The 23,088-nt window shown below is 55.3% G+C and carries 22 protein-coding genes; 9 read left to right on the forward strand and 13 right to left on the reverse strand.

The window, feature by feature from the left end; genetic code table 11:
- Positions 1-88 precede the first annotated feature (88 nt).
- The gene (locus CYQ09_RS12505) at positions 89-571 is read right to left on the reverse strand and encodes an RNA pyrophosphohydrolase (RefSeq protein WP_106745889.1); all 483 of its coding nucleotides are present in this window, start codon (positions 569-571) and stop codon (positions 89-91) included.
- Positions 572-636: 65 nt separating this feature from the next.
- Positions 637-1,131, reverse strand: a complete 495-nt coding sequence (locus CYQ09_RS12510) for a L,D-transpeptidase family protein (protein WP_106745729.1) — start codon at positions 1,129-1,131, stop codon at positions 637-639.
- A gap of 143 nt (positions 1,132-1,274) precedes the next feature.
- On the opposite strand from CYQ09_RS12510, the gene CYQ09_RS12515 reads away from it, so the two are divergent.
- The gene (locus CYQ09_RS12515; RefSeq protein ID WP_106745730.1) at positions 1,275-1,874 is read left to right on the forward strand and encodes a short chain dehydrogenase; all 600 of its coding nucleotides are present in this window, start codon (positions 1,275-1,277) and stop codon (positions 1,872-1,874) included.
- Positions 1,875-1,884: 10 nt separating this feature from the next.
- On the opposite strand, the gene prpE is transcribed toward CYQ09_RS12515, so the two are convergent.
- Positions 1,885-3,774 carry a propionate-CoA ligase PrpE gene (prpE, locus tag CYQ09_RS12520; protein WP_106745731.1) on the reverse strand — a complete coding sequence of 630 codons (1,890 nt, stop codon included), beginning with the start codon at positions 3,772-3,774 and terminating at the stop codon, positions 1,885-1,887.
- Positions 3,775-3,965: 191 nt separating this feature from the next.
- On the reverse strand, positions 3,966-6,245 hold the full coding sequence (locus CYQ09_RS12525; protein WP_106745732.1) for an NADP-dependent malic enzyme: 2,280 nt from the start codon (positions 6,243-6,245) through the stop codon (positions 3,966-3,968).
- Positions 6,246-6,427: 182 nt separating this feature from the next.
- Here CYQ09_RS12525 and CYQ09_RS12530 point away from each other — a divergent pair, with 182 nt between their 5' ends.
- From CYQ09_RS12530 to upp, 5 genes are read left to right on the forward strand one after another with little or no spacing between them, the layout of a single operon-like run.
- Positions 6,428-6,820, forward strand: a complete 393-nt coding sequence (locus CYQ09_RS12530; protein ID WP_106745733.1) for a cytidine deaminase — start codon at positions 6,428-6,430, stop codon at positions 6,818-6,820.
- A gap of 1 nt (position 6,821) precedes the next feature.
- On the forward strand, positions 6,822-8,117 hold the full coding sequence (locus CYQ09_RS12535) for a thymidine phosphorylase (protein ID WP_106745734.1): 1,296 nt from the start codon (positions 6,822-6,824) through the stop codon (positions 8,115-8,117).
- Complete coding sequence (locus CYQ09_RS12540) at positions 8,117-9,292, forward strand: phosphopentomutase (RefSeq protein ID WP_106745890.1); 1,176 nt, start codon at positions 8,117-8,119, stop codon at positions 9,290-9,292. The genes CYQ09_RS12535 and CYQ09_RS12540 overlap by 1 nt, the downstream gene beginning before the upstream one ends.
- Positions 9,289-10,281, forward strand: a complete 993-nt coding sequence (locus CYQ09_RS12545; protein ID WP_106745735.1) for an adenosine deaminase — start codon at positions 9,289-9,291, stop codon at positions 10,279-10,281. Before CYQ09_RS12540 ends, CYQ09_RS12545 begins: the two co-directional genes overlap by 4 nt.
- Positions 10,274-10,906: a uracil phosphoribosyltransferase gene (upp, locus tag CYQ09_RS12550; protein ID WP_106745736.1), complete on the forward strand. Its 633-nt coding sequence runs from the start codon at positions 10,274-10,276 to the stop codon at positions 10,904-10,906. Before CYQ09_RS12545 ends, upp begins: the two co-directional genes overlap by 8 nt.
- 4 nt (positions 10,907-10,910) lie before the next feature.
- On the opposite strand, the gene CYQ09_RS12555 is transcribed toward upp, so the two are convergent.
- From CYQ09_RS12555 to CYQ09_RS12585, 7 genes are all read right to left on the reverse strand, one after another.
- Positions 10,911-11,927 carry a hypothetical protein gene (locus tag CYQ09_RS12555; protein ID WP_106745737.1) on the reverse strand — a complete coding sequence of 339 codons (1,017 nt, stop codon included), beginning with the start codon at positions 11,925-11,927 and terminating at the stop codon, positions 10,911-10,913.
- A gap of 127 nt (positions 11,928-12,054) precedes the next feature.
- Positions 12,055-14,349, reverse strand: coding sequence for a 3-hydroxyacyl-CoA dehydrogenase NAD-binding domain-containing protein (locus tag CYQ09_RS12560; RefSeq protein WP_106745738.1), 2,295 nt, complete (start codon positions 14,347-14,349; stop codon positions 12,055-12,057).
- Positions 14,350-14,361: 12 nt separating this feature from the next.
- Complete coding sequence (locus CYQ09_RS12565) at positions 14,362-15,573, reverse strand: acetyl-CoA C-acetyltransferase (protein WP_106745739.1); 1,212 nt, start codon at positions 15,571-15,573, stop codon at positions 14,362-14,364.
- Positions 15,574-15,585: 12 nt separating this feature from the next.
- On the reverse strand, positions 15,586-16,221 hold the full coding sequence (locus tag CYQ09_RS12570; RefSeq protein WP_106745740.1) for a glutathione S-transferase family protein: 636 nt from the start codon (positions 16,219-16,221) through the stop codon (positions 15,586-15,588).
- 274 nt (positions 16,222-16,495) lie between these two features.
- Entirely contained in the window at positions 16,496-18,274 is a 1,779-nt protein-coding gene (locus tag CYQ09_RS12575; protein WP_106745741.1) for an acyl-CoA dehydrogenase C-terminal domain-containing protein, read from the reverse strand.
- Between the two features lie 41 nt (positions 18,275-18,315).
- Positions 18,316-18,717 carry a MerR family transcriptional regulator gene (locus tag CYQ09_RS12580; protein ID WP_106745742.1) on the reverse strand — a complete coding sequence of 134 codons (402 nt, stop codon included), beginning with the start codon at positions 18,715-18,717 and terminating at the stop codon, positions 18,316-18,318.
- Positions 18,718-18,911: 194 nt separating this feature from the next.
- Positions 18,912-19,280, reverse strand: coding sequence for a MerR family transcriptional regulator (locus tag CYQ09_RS12585; protein ID WP_106745743.1), 369 nt, complete (start codon positions 19,278-19,280; stop codon positions 18,912-18,914).
- A 142-nt stretch (positions 19,281-19,422) separates the two neighbouring features.
- On the opposite strand from CYQ09_RS12585, the gene CYQ09_RS12590 reads away from it, so the two are divergent.
- The 3 genes from CYQ09_RS12590 to CYQ09_RS12600 are packed head-to-tail and all read left to right on the forward strand — an operon-like array spanning position 19,423 to position 21,672.
- Positions 19,423-19,863 (forward strand): PaaI family thioesterase, encoded by a 441-nt coding sequence (locus CYQ09_RS12590; protein ID WP_106745744.1) that lies wholly within the window; start codon positions 19,423-19,425, stop codon positions 19,861-19,863.
- Positions 19,860-20,351 (forward strand): PaaI family thioesterase, encoded by a 492-nt coding sequence (locus CYQ09_RS12595; RefSeq protein ID WP_106745745.1) that lies wholly within the window; start codon positions 19,860-19,862, stop codon positions 20,349-20,351. The genes CYQ09_RS12590 and CYQ09_RS12595 overlap by 4 nt, the downstream gene beginning before the upstream one ends.
- Positions 20,344-21,672, forward strand: coding sequence for an MATE family efflux transporter (locus CYQ09_RS12600; protein WP_106745746.1), 1,329 nt, complete (start codon positions 20,344-20,346; stop codon positions 21,670-21,672). The genes CYQ09_RS12595 and CYQ09_RS12600 overlap by 8 nt, the downstream gene beginning before the upstream one ends.
- Here the strand turns inward: CYQ09_RS12600 and CYQ09_RS12605 are convergent.
- Together CYQ09_RS12605 and CYQ09_RS12610 are read right to left on the reverse strand one after the other, a co-directional pair.
- Positions 21,649-22,701: a quinone-dependent dihydroorotate dehydrogenase gene (locus CYQ09_RS12605; RefSeq protein WP_106745747.1), complete on the reverse strand. Its 1,053-nt coding sequence runs from the start codon at positions 22,699-22,701 to the stop codon at positions 21,649-21,651. The genes CYQ09_RS12600 and CYQ09_RS12605 overlap by 24 nt on opposite strands.
- On the reverse strand, positions 22,698-23,030 hold the full coding sequence (locus CYQ09_RS12610; protein WP_106745748.1) for a DUF952 domain-containing protein: 333 nt from the start codon (positions 23,028-23,030) through the stop codon (positions 22,698-22,700). The genes CYQ09_RS12605 and CYQ09_RS12610 overlap by 4 nt, the downstream gene beginning before the upstream one ends.
- Positions 23,031-23,088: the final 58 nt, after the last annotated feature.

Raw genomic sequence — 23,088 nt, forward strand, 5'->3', positions numbered from 1 at the left:
CATCTATCAAAGGCAAAGCAGTGCCTTCTAGAATAATGACGTTTGCGGTGCTGGGTTCCTTGGCGCGTGCAGATTAAAATTTATGTTTTCACAGTTTATCTTGGAATTCTTCGAGTATCTGCGCGTAGACGGCGCGTTTAAACGGTACAATCGCGTCGACTAATTCATCTGCAGAAATCCATTTCCAAGATGAAAATTCTGGGTGTTTGGTTGCAATATTGATCTGGTCATCGGTGCCGTGGAAGCGGAACAGATACCATTTCTGTTCTTGCCCACGATAGCGCCCTTTCCAGATATTGGGCACCAAATCATGCGGCAAATCATACGGAATGAGGCCCTCGCTTTCGGCATCTAGGCTCACAAGGTTGGCGGTTACGCCTGTTTCTTCCTCTAGTTCGCGCAATGCCGCATCATAGGTTTTTTCACCCTTATCGACGCCCCCCTGTGGCATCTGCCAAGCATCCGTATCGCGGTCGATCCGTTGTCCTGCAAAAATATGCCCACGTGTGTTGGCAAGCATGATCCCTACACAGGGGCGGTAGGGAAGTTTTTCGATATCTTCGGGTGTCATTGCGCTTTGGTCTTTCGTGTTATTTAGAATCCGTTTGGCACTTATCATGACACAAGGTCCAGACGTTATGCGATAACAAGCTGTGATTGTGGCGTGATGCGCTGCGCGATCCAACGCAAGTGATCGCGCCTGAATGCGACGCAGCCTGCGGTTGGTCGCCCCGGCCCGCGCCATTGATGTATAAAGATGGCCGATCCCTTACGCGGTGTGGCGGTGGGATAGTTCCAATCGGTAATCAAGATAAGATCATACATCGGATCCGACCTGCGCAGTTGTTCATGGTTAAACGCATGTGGCGCGCGCACCTGACTGTTGTAGGCGTGGTCATTCACGTCGTCTGACCAGAGATCCGCGGGCCCGATAGGGCGCGCCCAGCGTACTGGTCGTGCTATGCGATCTGCCCGATATAGCATTTCGACAATCCTATGGGACCCACGCGGAGTTGCGCCATCGCCCTCGGTTTTATCTGCCGTCAGACCGCCGCGCCCGATGGTGCAGGGAAAACGGCGGTTCATAAAACGAACGTGGGTCGGGGTCAGGATCAGGTCGGTGTGGCTCATGCAGCAGTAATACCGTTGCGCGCCTTTGATGTCAGTACCGGATATGTTGTGGCTGGTGGCGTGATGTCGGTACATCTCGATGTGCTTGACCTTTTTACCTCTGCCGTGCCTGACTAATCAGGCCACGATTTCGGAGTTGAAAGATGAAGATCATTATTGTCGGTGCGTATGGTGACATTGGTAAGGCAGCTTGTAATGAGTTGGGCAGGCGCCATGATCTAATACGTGTGGGGCGATCAAGTGGTGACATCCGTGTCGATATGTCTGATCGCGCATCCGTTAAAGCAATGTACGCGCAGGTTGGTTCTGTCGATGCTGTCGTGTCGGCCGCTGGCGATGTAGAGTTCTGTACGTTTGAAGAACATACTGAAGAAACGCTGATGACTGGGCTTCAGCAAAAGGTTTTGGGCCAGATCAATTTGGTTATGGCCGGGCTGAAAACGGTCGTGGATGGTGGTTCTTTCACGTTGACCAGTGGTGTGCTGGATCGTGATCCTATTCGTATGGGGGTAGGGGCTGCGACCGCGAATGGTGCACTTGCAGGTTTTGTCACCGGCGCCGCGATAGAGATGCCGCGCCGACAACGGGTCAATGTTGTGAGCCCGGGTTTGCTAGATGTTTCTGTTCCGCGATACGGGGAATGGTTTCCCGGCCATAACCCGGTATCGTCCGAACGTGTTGGTCGCGCCTATGCCAAAAGTGTCGAAGGCGCGATTACAGGTCAAGTAATCATTGTTGATTAACCGTTGTTAGCTAGACGGCATAGCCTAGTGGCTTTAACGCTTCCCTGATTTCGTCCAAGATTGCAGGGTCGTCGATGGTGGCTGGCATCTTAAACTCTGCGTTGTCGGCGATTTTGACCATGGTGCCGCGCAGGATTTTACCTGACCGCGTTTTAGGGAGCCGGTCTACGACGGTGGCCAGTTTAAACGCGGCGACGGGACCGATGGTGTCGCGGACGGATTTTACGACCTCTTTGATGATTTCATCGTGCGGGCGGTCACAGCCTTTGTTCAGGCAGATGAAACCAAGCGGCAGTTGGCCTTTGAGGTCATCCGTCACCCCGACCACGGCACATTCGCCAACGTCTGGGTGCGCGGCAAGGACTTCTTCCATGGCCCCAGTGGATAGCCGGTGACCGGCGACGTTAATCACGTCGTCTGTGCGTGCCATGATGTAAAGGTATCCATCGTCGTCGATCATCCCGGCGTCGCCTGTTTCATAGTAGCCGGGGAAGGCGTTGAGGTAGGATTTTTTGAACCGGTCTTCGGCATTCCAAAGCGTGGGTAGAGTGCCGGGTGGTAGTGGCAGTTTGACCGCAATCGCGCCAAGCTCACCCGATGCGACCGGGTGACCAGCCTCGTCTAGGATTTGTACGTCGTAGCCGGGCATCGCAACGGTGGGTGATCCGATTTTGACGGGCATAGCTTCGATTCCGACGGGGTTGCCTGCAATCGTGTAGCCGGTTTCGGTTTGCCACCAGTGGTCATAGACTGGTTTGCCGGTTTTTTCCTGCGTCCAGTTGATCGTGTCTGGGTCGGCACGTTCGCCTGCCAGATAGATCGCATTGAGGCATGACAGGTCGTAATCCTTTAAGAATTCGCCGGTCGGGTCTTCGCGTTTCACGGCACGCAGCGCTGTGGGTGCAGTAAAGAATGTTTTGACGTTATGTTCTTCGATGACCCGCCAGAATGTACCGGCGTCTGGTGTGCCGATGGGCTTGCCTTCGAAGACAATCGTTGTGTTGCCGTGGATCAGCGGCGCATAGCAGATATAGCTGTGGCCGACGACCCAGCCCACGTCTGACGCCGCCCAGAAGACATCGCCGGGGTCGACGTTGTAGATGTTCTTCATTGTCCAGTTGAGCGCGACAAGATGGCCTGCTGTCGGCCGTACGACGCCTTTGGGTGCGCCCGTGGTGCCCGAGGTGTAGAGGATATAGGCAGGGTGGTTGCCTTCGACGGGGACGCATTCTGCAGGGGCGACACCGTATTGGAAGCCGTGCCAATTATAGTCGCGACCGGGGATCAGTTCGGCGACCTCTTGTTCGCGCTGAAAGATCACGGTGAAGTCGGGTTTGTGGTCGGCCATTTCAATGGCACCATCGAGTAGCGGTTTATAGTGAACCACACGCCCTGGCTCCATCCCGCAAGAGGCGGCGATGATGGCTTTGGGTTTTGCGTCGTCGATCCGTACGGCCAATTCATTTGCAGCGAACCCACCGAAGACGACCGAATGGATTGCCCCTAGTCGTGCGCAGGCGAGCATTGCTTCGAGTGCTTCTGGGATCATCGGCATGTAGATGATGACCCGATCACCTTTTTCGACGCCTTTGGCGCGTAAAGCACCGGCAAGGCTGGCCACACGGTTACGGAGTTCGACGTAGGAAATCTCGCGCTTTGTATGTGTGATCGGGCTGTCGTAGATGATCGCGGTTTGCTCGCCTCGGCCATTTTCAACATGACGGTCGACGGCGTTGTAGCAGGTATTTACCTTTGCGTCGGTGAACCATTCATACAGCGGCGCGTTATCGGCGTTTAGCGCGCGTGTCGGGGGGGTTACCCAGTCAATCGCTTTGGCTTGTTCCAACCAGAATGCCTCTGGGTCAGCTTTCCAAGCTGCATAAACGTCCGCGTATCCCATGTGTTCCTCCCAAAACAACCTGAGAGAAAGTGTTACGCATCAGTTGCCAACCCGGCAAGCGGTCTGGTTTGAAGAAGTTCGATGGGCGTAAACTTTTTTACATCGTAGCGATTAACGCGACACGATGACAAGTTGGGGAATAGGAGTACGCTTTGTGACCTTATTTAAAAGGCCACAAAGCGCATTATCTATTAGCCATAATGCGCAACCGGTGTCCCCGCCAGCGCCGACATGTTCAGCAGTCCGCGCGGCGTGATGGATGGTGTGACAATATGACAGCGGTTGCCCATGCCCATGAGGATCGGTCCGACCTCTAGGCCGCCGCCTTTCATTTTTAGGATGTTGCGCACGCCGGATGCGGCGTCAGTGTTGGCAAAGATCAATACGTTTGCAGCGCCCGGAAGGTGGGCGTCTGGGAAGACACGGTTGCGTAGTTCGACGTCTAGCGCGGCATCGATGTGCATTTCGCCCTCGTAAGCAAAGTCGCGCGGTTGGCTGTCCAGGATCGCCATTGCAGCGCGCATACGTACGCCTGTGTCGCAGTCAAGGTTGCCGAACTGGCTGTGCGAACATAGCGCGATCTTGGGATCGACCCCAAAGCGGCGCACGTGGCGGGCCGCTCCGATCACGGTTTCGGCGATTTGTTCGGGTGTCGGTTCCGAGTTCACTTGTGTGTCGGCCACGAACAATGGACCGTCTTCAAGGATCATCAGAGACAGGGCACCAACAGGGTGGAGCGTCTCGTTTCCGAGGATCTCGGTCACGTATTTCAGGTGCCAGCGGAATTGACCAAATGTGCCGCAGATCAGGCTGTCTGCCTCTCCGCGGTGGACCATGACGGCACCAATCGCTGTGGTGTTGGTGCGCATGATGGCCTTGGCCAGATCAGGTGTCACGCCTTTGCGGGCCATCAGGTTGTGGTAGGTTTCCCAATAGTCGCGGTAACGCGGATCGTTTTCTGGGTTCACGATGCTGAAATCAACGCCGGGGCGGATTTTCAGGCCGGCACGTTCGCAGCGCTGGGCGATTACGTCTGGACGACCGATCAGGATTGGCGTGTCTGTCGTTTCTTCCATGATAGCTTGGGATGCGCGCAGAACCCGTTCATCTTCGCCCTCGGCAAAGACGATGCTGCGGGTCACAGTGCGTGCCGCGTCAAAGACGGGGCGCATGATCATCGCGGATTTAAAGACGGACCCGTCCAAGTTTGCCTTATATGCGGTCATATCCGCGATGGGGCGGGTGGCGATGCCTGTTTCCATCGCTGCCTTCGCGACAGAGCTGGCGACAACGCCCATCAGGCGTGGATCAAAGGGTTTCGGGATCAGGTAGTCGGCGCCGAACGTTAGCTTTTCACCGGTGTAGGCTGCTGCTGCCTCGGCGCTTGTTGTGGCGCGGGCGAGGGCGGCGATACCTTCGATGCAGGCGATCTTCATCTCGTCGTTGATGTCGGTCGCACCAACGTCCAGCGCACCGCGGAAGATGAACGGGAAGCACAGCACGTTGTTGACTTGGTTCGGAAAATCACTGCGGCCGGTTGCGATGATCGCGTCTGCCTTGACTGCGCGTGCCTCGGCCGGGCTGATTTCCGGTGTAGGGTTGGCCAGTGCAAAGATGATTGGCGCATCAGTCATCTGCGCGACCATTTCAGGTTTCAGAACGCCCGGTCCAGACAGGCCAAGGAACATGTCAGCACCAGCGATCACATCGTTCAATGTGGCTGGTGTCGTGCCTTGGGCGTATTCGGCTTTTTGCGGGGTCATGTCCTTTTCGCGGCCATTGTAAACAAGGCCTTCGATATCACATAGCCACACGTTTTCACGTTTCACGCCAAGTTTCAGGAGCATGTTCAGACATGCGATGCCAGCCGCGCCGCCGCCTGTGCTGACGATTTTGATGTCTTCGAATTTCTTGCCAGCGACGCGCAACGCGTTGGTCGCGGCAGCGCCAACAACAATTGCCGTACCGTGTTGATCGTCGTGAAACACGGGGATGTTCATCCGTTCACGGCAGATTTTTTCGACAATGAAACAGTCGGGTGCTTTGATGTCTTCTAAATTAATCGCGCCGAAGGTGGGTTCAAGCGCGCAAACAATGTCGGCCAATTTTTCGGGGTCGGGTTCATTTAGTTCAATATCAAAGCAATCGATATTGGCGAACTTTTTGAATAAGACGGCTTTGCCTTCCATGACAGGCTTTGAGGCCAATCCGCCAATGTTTCCAAGACCAAGAACCGCCGTGCCGTTGGTCACAACGCCCACAAGGTTGCCGCGTGTTGTGTAATCGCGGGCGGTGTTTGGGTTCGCTTTGATCTCGAGACAGGCTTCGGCGACGCCGGGGGAATAAGCACGTGACAGATCGCGGCCGTTCGCCAAAGGTTTGGTTGCGCGAATTTCAAGTTTCCCGGGCTTGGGGAACTGGTGATAGTCCAGCGCGGCCTGTCGTGTGCTGTCTTTTGCGTTATCTGTCATGGGTCCCTCCAACTATGGTTTAATGTTAAACCATTTTCTTGCCGCAACGGAAATTATTGTCTGTCGTTAATCACAGTTTGGGGGCGTTTGGCAAATCATTCGATGCAGTATGGCCTTGGTTGTCGGGTCTTGCATCCGCGCGCATCAAAGATCAGTCTGCTTAAATCAACACGGAGAGAATGATGAGCTTGATCGAAACAGCCCGCGCGGTACGTGAAAATGCCTATGCGCCTTATTCAAAGTTCAAAGTAGGTGCTGCTATTAAAGCGACGTCAGGTGCGGTCTATGCTGGCTGTAACGTTGAAAATGTCGCCTATCCCGAAGGCACATGCGCCGAGGCCGGTGCGATTGCTGCGATGATCGCCGCAGGCGATACGCGAATTGCCGAAATTGCCGTGATCGCGGACAGTCCCAAACCCATCAGTTGCTGCGGCGGTTGTCGTCAAAAGATCGCGGAATTCGCGGATGGTGATGTCGTTGTGACACTGACGACCGTTGATGGTGTAACAGCGAAAACAACCGTTGCTGATCTGCTGCCGGGCAGCTTTGACGCCGATTACATGAGCCGCGTCTAAGATGGATGCCCGTGCGATCATTGCTGCGGTGCGCCGCCACCACACGCCCAGTGCCGAAGAATTGGCATGGTTTGCCAAAGGTCTGGCGACGGGCGAAGTAAGCGACGCGCAGGCGGGCGCCTTTGCGATGGCTGTTTGCTTGAATGGCCTGTCTGACGAAGGCCGCGTTTCGCTGACCAAAGGCATGCGCGACAGTGGTGATGTGCTGCATTGGGATTTGCCGGGACCTGTGTTGGATAAACATTCGACGGGTGGCGTGGGGGATTGCGTATCATTGATCCTTGCGCCGACTTTGGCCGCCTGTGGTGTTTACGTGCCGATGATCTCTGGTCGTGGGTTGGGGCATACGGGTGGCACGCTGGATAAGCTTGAGGCGATCCCGGGTCTGTCTGTTGATGTGACTGAACGCCGTTTGCACAAGATCACGCGCGATATCGGCTGTGCCATTGTCAGTGCTACTGGCCAAATTGCCCCTGCCGATAAACGCCTTTATGCGATCCGTGATGTGACGGCGACGGTTGAAAGCGTGGATCTGATCACGGCCTCTATTCTGGCGAAAAAGCTGGCGGCGGGGCTCGAGGGGCTGATCCTGGATGTGAAATGTGGTTCGGGCGCGTTTATGAAAACGTCCGGAGATGCGCAGGCCTTGGCGCGCGCATTGGTTGATGCCAGCAACGGCGCAGGCTGCAAAACCGAGGCAATGATCACCGATATGAATGCGCCTCTGGCACCCGCCTTGGGCAATGCGGTTGAGGTGGCTGTCTGTATGGAGATTTTATCAGGCAACGCCGCTGCTGCGCCCCGGCTTTATGAATTGACCGTTGCGCTTTGTGTGCGGCTATTGGCGATGCGCGGTGTTGAAGATGCCGAGGAGCAGGTAACCCGCGCGATCAGTTCGGGTGCCGCGATGGAGAAATTTGGCCAGATGGTTGCCGCCTTGGGTGGCCCGCCTGATATGGCTGATGACTGGCATACCCATCTGCCCAAAGCGCCGGTGGTGAAACCGGTTCCGGCCCCCACAGCGGGGCACATTGCTGCCATTGATGGTGAGGCGCTAGGATTTGCCGTGGTTGCATTGGGTGGTGGACGCCGGGTTGAGACCGACAAAATCAATCCGTCTGTTGGCTTTACTGATATGATTGGGCTAGGGGATGCCGTTGCTGCGGGTGATCCGCTTTGCATGGTGCATGCCGCGACTGATGGTGACGCAGCAGAGGCTGTGGCTACCGTTCAGGCTGCCGTGCGGATCGGAGACGCAGCAAAACCCGACCCACTGATTATTGAAAGGATCACATGATGGCGCGTGCATTTTTGGTTGTCATCGACAGCGTCGGTATCGGCGGTGCGCCAGATGCGGATCGGTTCTTTAACGGTGACTTGCCCGATACGGGGGCGAATACGGTGGCGCATATTGCCCAAACCGCAGGTTTGCGGGTTCCGGTGATGGATGCGCTGGGGCTGGGTGCCGCTGTTAAGCTGGCGTCAGGAGAGGACGCACCGGGTATGGGCGCAACGCCGACGGGTGGCTGGGGGGCTGCAACCGAAGTTTCACAGGGCAAGGATACCCCATCAGGTCATTGGGAGCTGTCAGGTGTGCCTGTCCCGTGGGACTGGCACGTGTTCCCTGATGTGCAGCCAGCGTTTCCAGATGACGTTGTCGCGCATATTTGCGCGGCGGCAGGTACAGACGGGATTCTGGGGAACCGCCATTCATCTGGTACCACGATCATCGAGGAAGAGGGCGAAGCGCATCTGAAAACCGGATGGCCGATTTGTTATACTTCGGCGGATTCGGTTTTGCAGATTGCTGCGCATGAAGAACATTTTGGATTGGATCGCCTGCTAAAACTGTGCGCTGATATCGCGCCACTGCTGCACGAAATGAAGGTTGGTCGCGTGATTGCACGCCCGTTTATCGGTGAACCCGGTGATTTCAAACGCACCAGCAACCGCAAAGATTTCGCGATTGCGCCGCCATCCCCGACGATATGTGACTACGTCCACGATGCGGGCCGCAAGGTTTATGCCGTGGGCAAGATTGGCGACATCTTTTCGATGCGCGGCATAGATGACCTACGCAAAGGGCGCGACGACGCGTTGATGGGGCATATCAGCGATTTGGTGGACGAGGCCGACGATGGTGCTTTGGTCTTTGCTAATCTTGTCGAATTTGACAGTGAATTTGGCCATCGTCGTGACCCCAAAGGATATGCCGGGCATCTTGAATGGTTTGACGCGGAACTTGGGCGTATCTTACCCCGATTGCACCCTGATGATCTGTTGATCGTCACGGCAGATCATGGCAATGACCCGACTTGGTCCGGGACTGACCACACCCGCGAGCGGGTTCCAGTGCTTGTCCATGGGATCGGTGCGCGGGAACTTGGCCAATTGGCGTTCACTGACGTGGCAGCGAGCATCGCAGCGCACTTGGGCGTAAAGTATAACGGAGAGGGGCGCAGTTTCCTATGAATTTCAAAGATATCCCAAAGGTCGAACTTCATACGCACCTTGAAGGATCGGCGCCGCCTGCGTTCATCGCTGGGCTGGCCCGCGAAAAGAATATCGACATCAGTGGCATCTTTAACGCTGACGGCAGCTACGCATTTCGCGACTTCGATCATTTCCTAAAGGTATACGAGGCCGCATGTGAGCCGCTGCAATCGCCCGAGGATTTCCGCCGCCTAACTATGGCTGTGCTGGAAGAAACCGCCGCGCATGGCGTCGTCTATATGGAGACATTCGTGTCACCTGATTTCTGCGGTGGCGGTGATGTTTCCGCGTGGCGTGATTATCTGGCGGCGATGCAGGATGCCGCGGATGAGGCCGAACGCACGATGGGTATTACCTTGCGTGGTATCGTGACGGGTATCCGTCATTTTGGTCCCGATCAGTGTAAGGTCGCAGCCCGTTGTGCCGCCGAAACCAAGGGTGATTTCATCACCGGGTTTGGCATGGCCGGCGGCGAAATGGCCGGGCGTCCGGGTGATTATGCCTATAGCTTTGACATGGCGCGCGAGGCTGGTTTGCAGTTGACAGCTCACGCTGGTGAATGGGGCGGCCCTTCGATGGTTGCCGAGACTATTCGCGACCTGAAGGTCGAACGCATCGGCCACGGTATTGGCGCGATTGATGATACGAACTTGATGGAAGAGATCGCAGATAAGGGTGTCGTGCTAGAGGTTTGCCCGGGTTCGAACGTTGTGCTGAAAGCGGTCACTGGCTGGGGCGCGCACCCGATTGCGAAACTGCGCGATGCTGGTGTGCAAGTGACGGTATCTACGGATGATCCGCCGTTCTTTCACACGACAATGACCGCTGAATACGAAATGCTAGCTAAGACATTTGGCTGGGGCGAAGATGATTTTAGGGCGCTGAATGAAACTGCCTTGAACGCCGCCTTTTGCGATGAAGAAACCCGCGCCCGTGTGGCAAAACGATTGGAGCCTAAAAATGACTGATCATGTCACCCACGTGACCCACCCATTGGTGCAACACAAACTGACGCTGATGCGCCAGAAGGATACATCGACTGCTGTGTTCCGACAGCTACTGCGTGAGATTAGCCAGCTATTGGCGTACGAGGTCACGCGCGGCCTGCCGATGACGACCAAGCAGATTGAAACGCCGCTGCAGACAATGGATGCGCCCGTTATTGACGGCAAAAAGCTGGCGCTTGTGTCGATTTTGCGGGCTGGCAATGGTCTGTTAGATGGTGTGCTGGAATTGATCCCGTCTGCACGCGTTGGTTTTGTCGGGCTTTATCGCGATGAAGAAACGCTTGAGCCGGTTCAGTATTATTTCAAGGTCCCAACCGAGCTAGAAGACCGTTTGGTTATTGCTGTTGATCCAATGCTGGCCACAGGTAATTCGTCAGTCGCGGCGATTGACCTGCTGAAAAAGGCGGGTGCCAAGAACATCCGTTTCTTGTGTCTGCTTGCGTCACCCGAAGGCATCGCCCGCATGAAAAAAGCACACCCGGATGTGCCGATTGTTACTGCGGCCATCGACGAAAAGCTGAACGACAAAGGTTATATCGTGCCCGGACTGGGTGACGCTGGCGACCGGATGTTCGGCACCAAATAAACGCTTAGATGTTGCAGATGTTCTGCAAACTTACCCATTCACTGTCCGTCAAAATGGCGGGCAGTGTTTCACCCTCGAGCGGGTCCAGGCCCAAATCGGGCATATTCCCAGTCAATTCATCTAGCAGCGCCAGATAAGGCGCATGCGGGATTTGTGCCGCGCTGAAAGCAGCGCGTAGTTTGGCTCGGTTCGGTGTTGAGCCTGTCCCTGCGGTGATTTCTTGCGCGTTTTCTTGCAGTACTTCGGACGGGATTTCGCCCGTTGTTAGTAGCTTGAACGTCACGCTAAGCCCTGCGCTGTGCAGTACAGTTTCCAGTGGATCATTCTCGCCGGTTCCTGCGCGACTGGCCACGATAAAGCCAGCCGGTGCTGCCGGATCGTCCGCCTTTTGCAACAACCCGTAATCGAGCAAAATCAACCGTCCGGGAATGGATACTGCACCTTGGTCTAGATGCGGGACAACCACGATTTTGGTGCGCGTTTCTGCCCCAAATAGGCGCTGGGCGAGCTTTACTGCCGCTTCGTTTGCGCGCGGTTCGCGACATGGTGCGCCAGTCGTCGCTTGCATGTGGCCCAGCATCGTTGCGCCGATTTCGGTGCGTTTTGAAATTGGCACGACTGATAGGGTCTGGCGCGTCAATGCACCGGGTAGCCAGAAAACGGCCAACGCCAGTGCTGTGGCGGTGATGCCAGCTGTCGTCAGGTGACGCAGTTTTCCGGGTTTTGGTCGTGCCTTATCGAGCGCCTTTTGGATTTCACCAATGGCGTCGATCATCAGGTCGTCTGAGATTTCGATGGTTTCGTCGGCGTCATCGCCGGGGGCATAGATTGCGGGCGTTTCGCCGGGGTTTGTGCGTAGGATTGCAGGTAGCGACCAGTGGGTTAGCGGACGCCCTGCGCCATCCGCGATCACCAGTGTCGCGTTGCCAAAGGAAATGACGACGTCGCGCCGCTGCGCATCGCTGTCAGCGCGCCACAAGCCGTCGCATTCCAGCCGCTCATATTTATCAAGTGCTGTCATTGCCCGAACTGCCTTTTTTAGAAACAATATCGCGGGGCGGACGTATTGTCATGTCGGTAATCACAAGTAGGCGGGCAAAACCCAACTGGGATGACGCACCCTGAAAAAACAGGATGCGCCGTTTGTCTTAAGCAGCTTTTTCAGCAGCTGCGAAGCGCTTGTAGAACTCTTGGTTCTTGTCAGCCATTTCGCGCAGCAGGGCAGGGGTTGTGAACCGTGGGCCGAATTCTTCGGTCAGTTGGTCACAGCGTTCTGCTGCATACGGTGTGCCGATGATGTCCAGCCAGCTGAACGGGCCACCAGACCAAGGCGCAAAGCCCCAGCCAAGGATCGCACCAACGTCACCTTCGCGGATGTCTTCGAGCACGTTTTCTTCGAGCGCACGGACAGCTTCGAGTACCTGTGCGAACATCAAGCGGTGCTGCACTGTGGTTAGCTCAGGCTGATCGTCTGCAACAGGGTACTGCGCGGCTAGACCTTCCCAAAGACCGGTACGTTTGCCTTTGTCGTCGTAGCTGTAGAACCCGCTGTTGGATTTACGGCCAAGACGTTTTTGGTCAAACATCCAGAACAGAACCTCATCGACTTCGCCATCTGGGTAATCGTCGCCCATAGCCGCCTTTGTCGCCTTGGCGATTTTCACGCCCAGATCAACCGAAGTTTCGTCAACCAACTGAAGCGGACCAAGCGGCATGCCCAGCAGTTTCGCCGCGTTTTCGATCAGCGCAGGTTCTACGCCTTCCTTCACCATCCGAATGCCTTCGTTGATGTAAGGAATGATGCAGCGGTTCGCATAGAAGAACCGTTCGTCGTTAACGACGATTGGTGTCTTGCGGATCTGACGCACGAAATCGAGCGCCTTGGCCACAGCCACGGTTCCGGTTTCTTTGCCTTTGATGATCTCGACCAGAAGCATTTTGTCGACAGGGCTAAAGAAGTGGATGCCGATGAACTTTTCAGCGTCGTTAGATGCCTTGGCAAGTTCAGTGATCGGCAGGGTCGACGTGTTGGTCGCAAAGATGCAGTCAGGTCCGACGACAGCTTGTACCTTTTTCGTGACCTCGGCTTTGACACCGACGTCTTCGAACACGGCTTCAACGATTAGATCACAGCCGCTCAGTGCGGCATAGTCCGTTGTCGCGTTGATCAGGCCAAGCACGGCTTCTTTCTTTTCTTCGGTCGCTTTTTTGCGGGAAATCCCTTTGTCCATGTAGGACGTGGTGTAGGATTTACCTTTGTCGGCAGCGTCTTGTGTGCTGTCGATCAGGACAACCTGAATGCCAGCTAGTGCAGAAACCAATGCGATGCCTGCGCCCATCATGCCAGCGCCGATGATGCCGACCTTTTTGACCTTTTGGTCAGCGACGTCTGGGCGGTTTGCACCTTTTTCAAGCGCTTCTTTGTTGATGAACAAACTGCGGATCATTGCAGATGAAGATGGGTTCATCAGGATGTTGGTGAACCAACGTGCTTCGATCTTGAGCGCTGTGTCGAATGGGACTAATGCGCCTTCGTAGACGGCTGACAGCAGAGCCTTGGCCGCAGGGAATGCGCCTTGGGTCTTGCCGTTGACCATAGCGGATGCACCAACAAAGGTCATGAAGCCAGCAGGGTGGTACGGCGCACCGCCGGGCATTTTATAGCCCTTTTCATCCCATGGTTTCACGATCTTATCGCTACCCATTGGCATCGTAACAGGATCTGAATCCGGGTCTTTGGGATCAGAGAGTTGAAGTGGATAGACCGGAATTTCTTCGTTCGGGATTGCGCCTGCTGTGGCCAAAACCCATTGCGTTGCACGTGCGACAAGATTCTCTGGAGCAACAACTTCGTCGATCACGCCAGCTGCTTTGGCTTTCTTAGGGTCGTTTAGCTTGCCTTCGAGAAGAAGGGGCGATGCACCCATTGCGCCCAGCTTGCGTGACAGACGTGTTGTGCCGCCGGCGCCGGGGAAGATGCCGACCATGATTTCTGGCAGGCCGATTTTGGCTTTGGCGTTATCTGCCGCAAAGATGCGGTGACAGGCCAGAGGGATTTCGAGACCAATGCCAAGCGCAGTGCCGGGCAGGGCGGCTGCGATAGGTTTGCCACCTTTGTTGGTTTTTGGGTCCATACCGGCGCGTTCGATTTTGCGCAGGACGGCGTGCATGCCCATTAGACCGTCAAACAGACCCTTGGCAGGGTTGTCGCCAGCGCTTTCTTTCATCTTTGCGATGATGTTCAGGTCCATGCCGCCAGCAAATGTGTCTTTGCCGGATGTAATCACGATGCCTTTGACCGCGTCGTCGGCCAGCGCGTCGTCAACAAGGCCGTCTAGAACGGGCCAAGCCTCCATGGACATGACGTTCATGGATTTGCCCTGAACGTCCCAAGTGATGATTGCGACGCCGTCAGCGCCTTTGTTCATTGTAAAGTCAGTCATAACAGTGGCCCCTTACACGCGTTCAATAATTGTGGCTGCACCCATGCCGGATGCGATGCAAAGCGTGGCAAGACCAGTGCCTTTGCCAGTGCGTTCAAGTTCGTCAAGCAGGGTGCCGATGATGATCGCGCCTGTGGCACCCAGTGGGTGACCCATGGCGATAGAACCACCGTTCACGTTGACCTTGCTGTCGTCCACGTTGAACGCCTGCATGAAGCGCAGTACCACGGATGCGAATGCTTCGTTTACTTCGAACAGGTCGATGTCGCTGATGGACATGCCGCTGTCTTTCATGATTTTTTCTGTCACGGGCACAGGGCCTGTCAGCATGATGGTTGGATCGGTACCGATTTTCGCAGTGGCACGGATCACAGCGCGAGGTTTGATCCCCATTGCTTCGCCGTATTCTTTGGAACCGATCAAGACACCAGCCGCACCGTCCACGATACCAGAAGAGTTACCGGCGTGGTGGATGTGGTTGATCCGCTCAAGGTGCGGGTACTTCATCAGCGCGACTTTATCAAAGCCGGGCATGGTTTCACCCATGGCTTGGAAGGCTGGGTTCAGGCCGCCAAGGGACTGCATGTCTGTGCCGGGGCGCATATATTCGTCGCGGTCCAGAATGGTCAGGCCGTTCACGTCAGTCACAGGCACGATGGATTTGGCAAAACGGTTGTCTTCCCAAGCGGCCGCCGCGCGCTTTTGGCTTTCCATGGCAAGCTGGTCGGCCATTTCACGGGTGAACCCATATTCAGTCGCGATGATATCGGCAGAGATACCTTGGGGGACGAAATAAGTGTCCATCGCGATGGATGGATCGACAGCGATTGCAGCGCCATCAGAACCCATTGGCACGCGGCCCATCATTTCCACGCCACCAGCGATATATGCAGAACCTGCGCCGCCTTTGACTTGGTTTGCAGCAAGGTTCACGGCTTCCATGCCAGATGCACAGAAACGGTTGATCGCAAGACCGGGGATCGACTGGTCAAGGTCTGAAGCCAAAACCGCAGTACGCGCAAGGCAACCGCCCTGTTCGCCAACTTGGGTGACATTCCCCCAGATCACGTCCTCCACGGCGTGACCTTCGAGGTTGTTACGCTCTTTGAGCGCATTCAGAACGCCAGCGGACAAGCGTGCAGAGTTCACCTCGTGCAGGCTGCCGTCTTTGCGGCCCTTGCCGCGCGGAGTGCGCACGGTGTCATAGATATAGGCTTCGGTCATAGTTTCCTCCGTTCAGGCACGGTCAGCGGGGCTGCCGGGCATTAGTTCATAAGGTGGTTTCCAACCGGACTGGGATGCGATTGCGTCAAGCCAGCGGTCGATATTCGGGTAATCTTTGCGGTCGAATGAGAATGGTTCGGGGTAGAAAAGGTACCCGGCGGAGCACAGGTCGGCGACTGTGATGTCATCGCCTGCCAACCACGCGTGGTTGGTCAATTGATCGTCGAGCGTTTTGAGTGCTGACGCGAGACGGGCCGATAGAAATGCAATTACGTCTGCGTTGCGTTTGTCTTCTGGTAGGAAATTCATTTGGAACCGCAGCATACCAGCGATGCTGGACAGCTTATGGTTATCAAAGAACATCCAACGCAGCACTTCGCGGCGTGCATCGGCTGAACGCCCACCCATCTTGCCAGTTTTGGAGCTGAGGTAATCAAGGATCACACCAGATTGCGTCAACGTAAGATCGCCGTCCTGCAACACTGGGGCTTCGCCCATGATGTTCAATTCGCGGTATTCGGGACTGCGGGATTCACCTTTGAAAAAATCGATGAATAAAGGTTCCCATTCGATATCCATCATCGAAAGCGCCATGGCGACTTTGTACGAATGACCGCTTTCCCCAAAGCAATGCAATTTCATGGTCATGTGGTTCTCTCCCGGTTTTGCCCCTGCGGGGCATTTTTGAGTATTTGGAACAAAGCGAGGATAGCCGCGCTTTGTTGACCGTTTCGTAACCATCATGGGCCACCATAGTCCCGCGGTACAGGCTGGAGAGCCGATGACCGTACAAAGCGAGGACCCTGGCCTGTGTTGCTGCGCCCCAGACGTGGGGAACTCTCTCAGGTTCGGGGGACTCTTTGCCCTCGCTTTGGGTGAAATACTCCCGCCGGAGGCTCCGGCGGGGGCGATACTCATTGACCTAGAAGTTTGCTGCGTCCAGCGCCATCACTGTGTCCGCACCGGTGTTGATACGGGCAAGGTGCATACCAGTCGCGGGAAGCTGACGCGCCATGTAGTAACGGCCTGTTGCGATTTTGGTTTCGTAGAACGCTTTGTCAGATGCACCGCCTTCAAGTGCTTCCATCGCGGCCTTAGCCATTTTCGCCCACATCAGACCAAAGCAAACGTGACCCATCATATGCATAAAGTCATAGGACCCAGCCAGCGCGTGGTTTGGGTTCTTCATGCCGTTTTGCATAAAGTACATACCAGCAGCTTGCAGGTCTTTTGACGCCGCCTTAAGCGGCTCAAGGAAGTCAGCTTTGAGCGCTTCGTTACCTTCGTTTTCTTTGATAAAGGTCTTGATCATCTCAAAGAATGCCATGACGTGTTTGCCGCCGTCTTGGGCCAGTTTGCGGCCAACAAGGTCCAGCGCCTGAACGCCGTTTGCGCCTTCGTAGATCATCGCGATACGCGCGTCGCGGGCGTATTGGGACATGCCCCATTCTTCGATGTAGCCGTGACCGCCGTAAACCTGCTGTGCAGCAACCGCGTATTCGAAACCTTTGTCAGTTTGGAAACCCTTGATGACGGGTGTCATCAGTGAAATCAGACCGTCAGCTTCTTTGTCGTTATTGCGGTGTGCGCGGTCGATCAGGTTTGCACCCCAAAGTGTGAATGCACGTGCACCTTCGACGAATGATTTCTGATCCATCAGGTTGCGGCGAATATCTGGGTGTACGATCAGTGGATCGGCTGGGCCATCTGGGTTTTCGGCACCAGTTACGGCACGCCCTTGCAGGCGGTCGTTCGCATAGGCAACGGCGTTCTGGTATGCGCTTTCAGCTTGGGCATAGCCTTGCAGGCCAACGCCGATGCGGGCTTCGTTCATCATTGTGAACATCGCGCGCATGCCTTTGTGCTCTGTGCCCAGCAGGTAACCTGTTGCTTCGTCATAGTTCATGACGCAGGTCGAGTTCCCGTGGATGCCCATCTTTTCTTCGATAGAGCCGACAGACACGCCATTGCGATCACCAAGCGAACCATCCTCGTTCACGATGAATTTTGGCACGATGAACAGGGAAACACCTTTAATACCCTCTGGGCCACCTTCGATTTTCGCCAGCACAAGGTGGATGATGTTATCCGCCATGTCGTGTTCACCAGCCGAGATAAAGATCTTTTGGCCAGAGAGTTTGTAGCTGCCATCAGCTTGTGGGGCTGCTTTGGTGCGCATCAGGCCCAGATCGGTGCCACAATGTGGTTCAGTCAGGTTCATGGTGCCGGTCCATTCGCATGTGACCATTTTAGGCAGGAACGTCTGCTTTTGCGCGTCAGAACCGTGCGCGTGGATCGCGGAATAGGCGCCGTGTGTCAGGCCCTGATACATGTTGAACGCCATGTTTGCAGACACAAATGGTTCTTGCGCGGCGCTGTTCATGACGTAGGGCAGGCCCTGACCGCCATACTCTGGATCGCAATCCATCGCAGTCCAGCCGCCTTCTTTCATTTGTTCAAACGCGGCTTTAAAGCCTTTTGGCGTGCGAACAACGCCGTTTTCAAGAACGCAGCCCTCTTTGTCGCCGACAACGTTCAGCGGGTGCAGGACTTCGGTTGCGACTTTGCCGGCTTCTTCGAGGACGGCACCAGTGAATTCCCGGTCAAGATCATCGTAGCCTTCGATGTCCTGTTCGCTGACTTTTAGCAGATCGTGCAGAACGAACTGCAGGTCTTTGGTCGGTGCGTTATAAATTGGCATTGTCGTGTCTCTCCCTAAAGTCCTGTATTTGACGCGGCGAATTAAGCCGCGTCGTTTTTCCGTTGGCCGAGTTCGGCAAGCTTTGCCGCGCCCCAAGCCATTTGTTGTTTCAGTTCGCCAATAGCTTCTTCGAGCTCAGCTTTCTGGGCTTCCATGTCGGCCAAGTGGCGTTCTGCGGTTTCATACGTCTTGGACAATTGCGCCTCTTGGCCATCGTCCATGTGATAAAGGTCCAGCAGCTGCCGGATTTCTTCGAGGCTGAACCCAAAGCGTTTGCCGCGCAAGATCAGCTTGAGCCGCGCGCGATCACGTTTTGAGAAAAGTCGTTTCTGCCCTTCGCGGGTTGGGAACAACAGTTCCTTCGCTTCGTAAAAACGAAGCGTTCGTGGGGTTACGTCAAAGGCGTCGCACATCTCGCGGATATTCATCGTTTCAATCGTCATTACTCGTTCCTTAGTGCAAATCAATCTGACCGGCACTTGCGGATATGAGGCTTAGCTTACAAGCAAAGCTGACGTTTACGTAAACGGAACGTCGCGTCATTTCAAAGCTGACGAAAGGTAAAGAAAGATGACGCTAGGGAATGGGACATTTTATAAGAGGGAGGAAATGTGCAAAACTCCCACTTGTGGTTGAATCAGCCCAAAGTCTTTGCCGTTTCTTCGCGCAGTGCGCTGAGCTCTGACATTGTGTCTTCGAGCTGCTTTTTCTGTTCTGCAAGTTCGATCATTTGTCGATCCGCTAATGAAATCCATTCGCGCATTTGCGCTTCGGTGCCTTCATGTTCGTAGATCATCAGCCATTGTCTGATGTCCTCCAAAGAGAATCCAAACCGTCGGCCACGCAAGATCAATGTCATGCGCGCAAGTTCTTTCGCGCCATAAAACCGCGAGCGCCCTTCTTTTTCTGGCGTTAGCAGTTCGATGTATTCGTAGTAACGTAACGTCCGCGGCGTTACATCGAATTCTGCGCACATCTCTTTGAATGAAAGGCGTTTATCAGTCATCGCGTTCTCCCTTGCTTCAACGTAACCGCTGTTTGGCGCTCGGGCAACTAGGTCTGTGACGTAAGTTAGTGATCGGGACTTGCAGATATGGCGTGGAACGTCACAATCCCCTAACCCAGCCAACTTGCTGCAAGGATAAATAATGGCAGATCAAACGTCAGTGAACCGCAATAAGATTGCTCGTCAGTTTATCGAGGCGATTCCACATGCGCAGACATTGGGGATGTTATTGACCGAAATCGGTGATGGCACAGCCGAGATTACAATGCCCTATGATGATCGCCTTGTGGGTGATCCCGAGACAGGCGTTATTCATGGCGGTGCTGTTTCCGCGCTGATGGATACCTGTAGTGGTGCTGCTGTTATGGCGCACCCTGCGGCCCCTATTGCGACCGCGACACTAGATCTGCGTATCGATTATATGCGGTCTGCAAAGCCGGGTGATACACTTACAACCCGTGCAGAGTGTTATCATGTGACCCGATCTGTCGCCTTTATTCGGGCGACTGCATTTGATGGTGACTTTGGCCGCCCCGTGGCGACAGCCACGGGTGCCTTTACGATCGAGAGGGCACCTGAATGAAACGTCCTGAACCTGTTCAAGTGGTTAAGAAACGCCGCGATTCTGCGTTGCAACGTTTGGTCGAAGGTGTGCCGTATATTCAATTTTTGGGTATTCAAATTGATCGTCGCGGTGACGAACTTACCGGTGTGCTGCCTTATGATGATAAGCTGATCGGGAACCCGATGCTACCTGCACTGCACGGCGGGGTAACCGCAGCATTTCTAGAAGTCACTGCAATCATGGAGCTGACATGGTCAACGACGTGGGCCGACATGGAAGCCGGTAAACTGACCGATGTGACCCCGCGTATCGTACTGCCAAAGACAATTGACTTCACGGTCGATTATTTGCGGCCCGGGCTTCCACGTGATGCCTATGCGCGTGCGCGTGTAAACCGATCGGGGCGTCGCTATGCGTCTGTTCACGTCGAGGCATGGCAAGACAACCGGACCCGCTTATTTGCGCAGGCCACTGGGCATTTCCTGATGCCACAACATCATGGCTGATATCGCGCGTCTGACGCATCGTCGCGTGCTTACCATCGCGGTTCCTATTGTTCTGTCGAATGCGACAGTGCCGATACTGGGTGTCGTGGACACAGGCGTTGTCGGTCAGATGGGCGAGGCCGCACCAATTGGTGCCGTCGGCATCGGTGCGATCATCCTGACTGCGATTTATTGGATTTTTGGTTTCCTGCGGATGGGGACTTCGGGCCTAACGGCGCAAGCGACTGGCGCAAAGAACGAGGCCGAGGTCGCGGCGCTTTTGACCCGCTCTCTGATCATTGGCCTGAGTGCGGGCGTTGCGATTATCTTATTGCAAGGGGTCCTGTTTGCAGGTGCGTTTCGCGTATCGCCAGCCACGCCAGAGGTCGAAAACCTTGCGCGCCAATATATGTCGATCCGCGTTTGGTCCGCGCCTGCGATGATTGCGCTTTACGGCATCACTGGGTGGTTGATCGGGCAGGAACGTACGGGTGCCGTCTTCGCGATCCAATTGTTGATGAATGGGACCAACATTGGTTTGGATTTACTGTTCGTTCTAGAATTCGATTGGGGCGTTTCAGGTGTTGCTTGGGCCACGTTTATTGCTGAATGGGCCGGTGTTGTACTGGGGCTATGGCTGTGCTGTGCCGCGTTTGCGGTGCCTGACTGGCGCGACTGGGCGCGGGTGTTGGACCGGGCGCGGCTGGTCAACATGGCTGCGGTGAATTCGGACATTATGATCCGTTCTGTTTTGCTTCAGGCGATTTTTGTGAGCTTTTTGTTCTTTGGCGCGAAGTTTGGAGAAGTCCAATTGGCGGCAAATCATATCTTGCTGCAGTTCCTGAGCGTCACGGGCTATGCGATGGATGGTTTTGCCGTCGCGGCCGAGGCATTGGTCGGGAATGCGATGGGGGCCCGTTCACGCGCAGCGCTGCGCCGAAGTGCGGTGATGACCATCTTTTGGGGCGCTGTTAATTGTATCGTGCTGGCCGTTTGTTTTGCAGTTTTCGGAACCACGATCGTCGCGATCATGGCTAAGAACGTTCCGGTCCAAGAGGCGGCAGCCATCTATCTGCCTTATATGGTTGCAGCGCCAATTGTTGGGGTGCTGCCATGGATGATGGATGGGATATTCATCGGCGCCACCCGAACGAAGGACATGCGCAACATGATGATCATCTCGACGATCATCTATTTTGCGACCGTGATTCCCCTAATGAATGCTTATGGGAACCACGGGTTATGGTTGGGATTACTGCTTAGCTTTGTTGTGCGTGGCATCACATTGGGGTGGAAATATCCGGGGTTAGAGGCGGCTTCAGAGCCAGTCGCCTCTGCCTGATCCAACCGCATCGCTGATATTCGCGAAACCATCGCGTTCTAGTAAAGCATCGAGCCCGCGCGTGATTTCATCAACCAATGATACGCCGCCGTAAACCAACGCTGTATAGAGCTGCACAACTGACGCGCCTGCACGGATTTTTTGGTAGGCCTGTTCTGCGCTGCCGACACCGCCGACCCCGATGATGGGCAGGTCGGTCATGCCCGATAGCTGCGCCAATGTCCGTGTGGATTTTTCAAACAGGGGTTGCCCTGACAATCCACCTTTTTCGGCGGCATGTGGTCCGTGCAGACCAATGCGGTCCAAGGTGGTGTTCGTCGCGACGATTGCTGAAATGCCCGACGCATTTGCGACCTCGGCCACTTCGGACAATTCGTCTGCGGTCAGATCTGGTGCGATTTTTAGGAAAACCGGGATTTTTGTTTCTAGCGCATTGCGCGCGTCCATGACCCCAGCAAGAAGCGCAGCAAGCGCTGCTTTGCCTTGCAGATCACGTAGTTTTTCGGTGTTGGGTGACGATACGTTGACCGTTGCGAAATCGACGTGCGGGCCGCAATGCGTCAGCACTGTCGCAAAATCGGCTGCGCGATCAGTGCTGTCTTTGTTCGCGCCAAGGTTCAGGCCAAGAACGCGGTCTTTGGGACGCTGGGCAAGGCGGGTGCCGATGGCCTCCATCCCGTCGTTGTTAAACCCAAAGCGGTTGATGGCAGCTTGGTCTTCGGTCAGGCGGAACAGCCGTGGTTTGGGATTGCCGGGCTGCGGGCGGGGGGTTGCGGCCCCGACCTCTAGAAAACCAAACCCGGTGCGGGCTAGCGCATTCAACGCAGTCGCGTTTTTGTCAAAGCCGGCAGCAAGACCAACCGGGTTGGGCAGATCAAGCCCCGCAAACTGCGTGCGCAGCCGGTCGGATGTGAACGGGCCGCCGCGGGGGCCAAGCCCCGTGTTCAAAGCCTTAAGCGCAAGACCATGGGCCGTTTCTGAATCGATGCGGCGTAGGGCGGCAAGGCCGATTTGTTCTAACAGCTTCATGATAGTTCCGGGAATTGGTGAATGCCGTCGATCAGCGGTAGTGGCGCGTCCCACAACACATCTGACATACGCATGTTGCGGTAAAGGTGGGGGAACAGCACGCCTTCGCGGGCAGGTTCCCATTTGAGCGGATCAAGCGCGTCAGCCTCAAGCGCCAGCAGAACAAGCCCCTCGACATCAGCAAAGTATTTCGCGGCTGTCGCTGCGACCGTTTCTGCGGTCGAAAAATGCACATATCCATCAGCCACATCAATCGGCGCACCTTGGGTTTCGCCGTTGGCCTGCAGGTCTGCCCATTCGTGGGCGCGGAAAATTTTGTATATCAGCATGGCGTTGTCATGCAGGTTGCACACAAATTGGTCAAGCACCGGATCACAGCCAGTATCT

This window comes from Yoonia maritima, assembly GCF_002933395.1.
Lineage (GTDB): Bacteria > Pseudomonadota > Alphaproteobacteria > Rhodobacterales > Rhodobacteraceae > Yoonia > Yoonia maritima_A.

Excerpts from the sequence above, each read along its gene's own strand:
- CYQ09_RS12505 (WP_106745889.1), bottom strand. The coding sequence starts at position 571 with ATGACACCCGAAGATATCGAAAAACTTCCCTACCGCCCCTGTGTAGGG.
- CYQ09_RS12510 (WP_106745729.1), bottom strand. The coding sequence starts at position 1,131 with ATGAGCCACACCGACCTGATCCTGACCCCGACCCACGTTCGTTTTATG.
- CYQ09_RS12515 (WP_106745730.1), top strand. The coding sequence starts at position 1,275 with ATGAAGATCATTATTGTCGGTGCGTATGGTGACATTGGTAAGGCAGCT.
- prpE (WP_106745731.1), bottom strand. The coding sequence starts at position 3,774 with ATGGGATACGCGGACGTTTATGCAGCTTGGAAAGCTGACCCAGAGGCA.
- CYQ09_RS12525 (WP_106745732.1), bottom strand. The coding sequence starts at position 6,245 with ATGACAGATAACGCAAAAGACAGCACACGACAGGCCGCGCTGGACTAT.
- CYQ09_RS12530 (WP_106745733.1), top strand. The coding sequence starts at position 6,428 with ATGAGCTTGATCGAAACAGCCCGCGCGGTACGTGAAAATGCCTATGCG.
- CYQ09_RS12535 (WP_106745734.1), top strand. The coding sequence starts at position 6,822 with ATGGATGCCCGTGCGATCATTGCTGCGGTGCGCCGCCACCACACGCCC.
- CYQ09_RS12540 (WP_106745890.1), top strand. The coding sequence starts at position 8,117 with ATGGCGCGTGCATTTTTGGTTGTCATCGACAGCGTCGGTATCGGCGGT.
- CYQ09_RS12545 (WP_106745735.1), top strand. The coding sequence starts at position 9,289 with ATGAATTTCAAAGATATCCCAAAGGTCGAACTTCATACGCACCTTGAA.
- upp (WP_106745736.1), top strand. The coding sequence starts at position 10,274 with ATGACTGATCATGTCACCCACGTGACCCACCCATTGGTGCAACACAAA.
- CYQ09_RS12555 (WP_106745737.1), bottom strand. The coding sequence starts at position 11,927 with ATGACAGCACTTGATAAATATGAGCGGCTGGAATGCGACGGCTTGTGG.
- CYQ09_RS12560 (WP_106745738.1), bottom strand. The coding sequence starts at position 14,349 with ATGACTGACTTTACAATGAACAAAGGCGCTGACGGCGTCGCAATCATC.
- CYQ09_RS12565 (WP_106745739.1), bottom strand. The coding sequence starts at position 15,573 with ATGACCGAAGCCTATATCTATGACACCGTGCGCACTCCGCGCGGCAAG.
- CYQ09_RS12570 (WP_106745740.1), bottom strand. The coding sequence starts at position 16,221 with ATGACCATGAAATTGCATTGCTTTGGGGAAAGCGGTCATTCGTACAAA.
- CYQ09_RS12575 (WP_106745741.1), bottom strand. The coding sequence starts at position 18,274 with ATGCCAATTTATAACGCACCGACCAAAGACCTGCAGTTCGTTCTGCAC.
- CYQ09_RS12580 (WP_106745742.1), bottom strand. The coding sequence starts at position 18,717 with ATGACGATTGAAACGATGAATATCCGCGAGATGTGCGACGCCTTTGAC.
- CYQ09_RS12585 (WP_106745743.1), bottom strand. The coding sequence starts at position 19,280 with ATGACTGATAAACGCCTTTCATTCAAAGAGATGTGCGCAGAATTCGAT.
- CYQ09_RS12590 (WP_106745744.1), top strand. The coding sequence starts at position 19,423 with ATGGCAGATCAAACGTCAGTGAACCGCAATAAGATTGCTCGTCAGTTT.
- CYQ09_RS12595 (WP_106745745.1), top strand. The coding sequence starts at position 19,860 with ATGAAACGTCCTGAACCTGTTCAAGTGGTTAAGAAACGCCGCGATTCT.
- CYQ09_RS12600 (WP_106745746.1), top strand. The coding sequence starts at position 20,344 with ATGGCTGATATCGCGCGTCTGACGCATCGTCGCGTGCTTACCATCGCG.
- CYQ09_RS12605 (WP_106745747.1), bottom strand. The coding sequence starts at position 22,701 with ATGAAGCTGTTAGAACAAATCGGCCTTGCCGCCCTACGCCGCATCGAT.
- CYQ09_RS12610 (WP_106745748.1), bottom strand. The coding sequence starts at position 23,030 with ATGCTGATATACAAAATTTTCCGCGCCCACGAATGGGCAGACCTGCAG.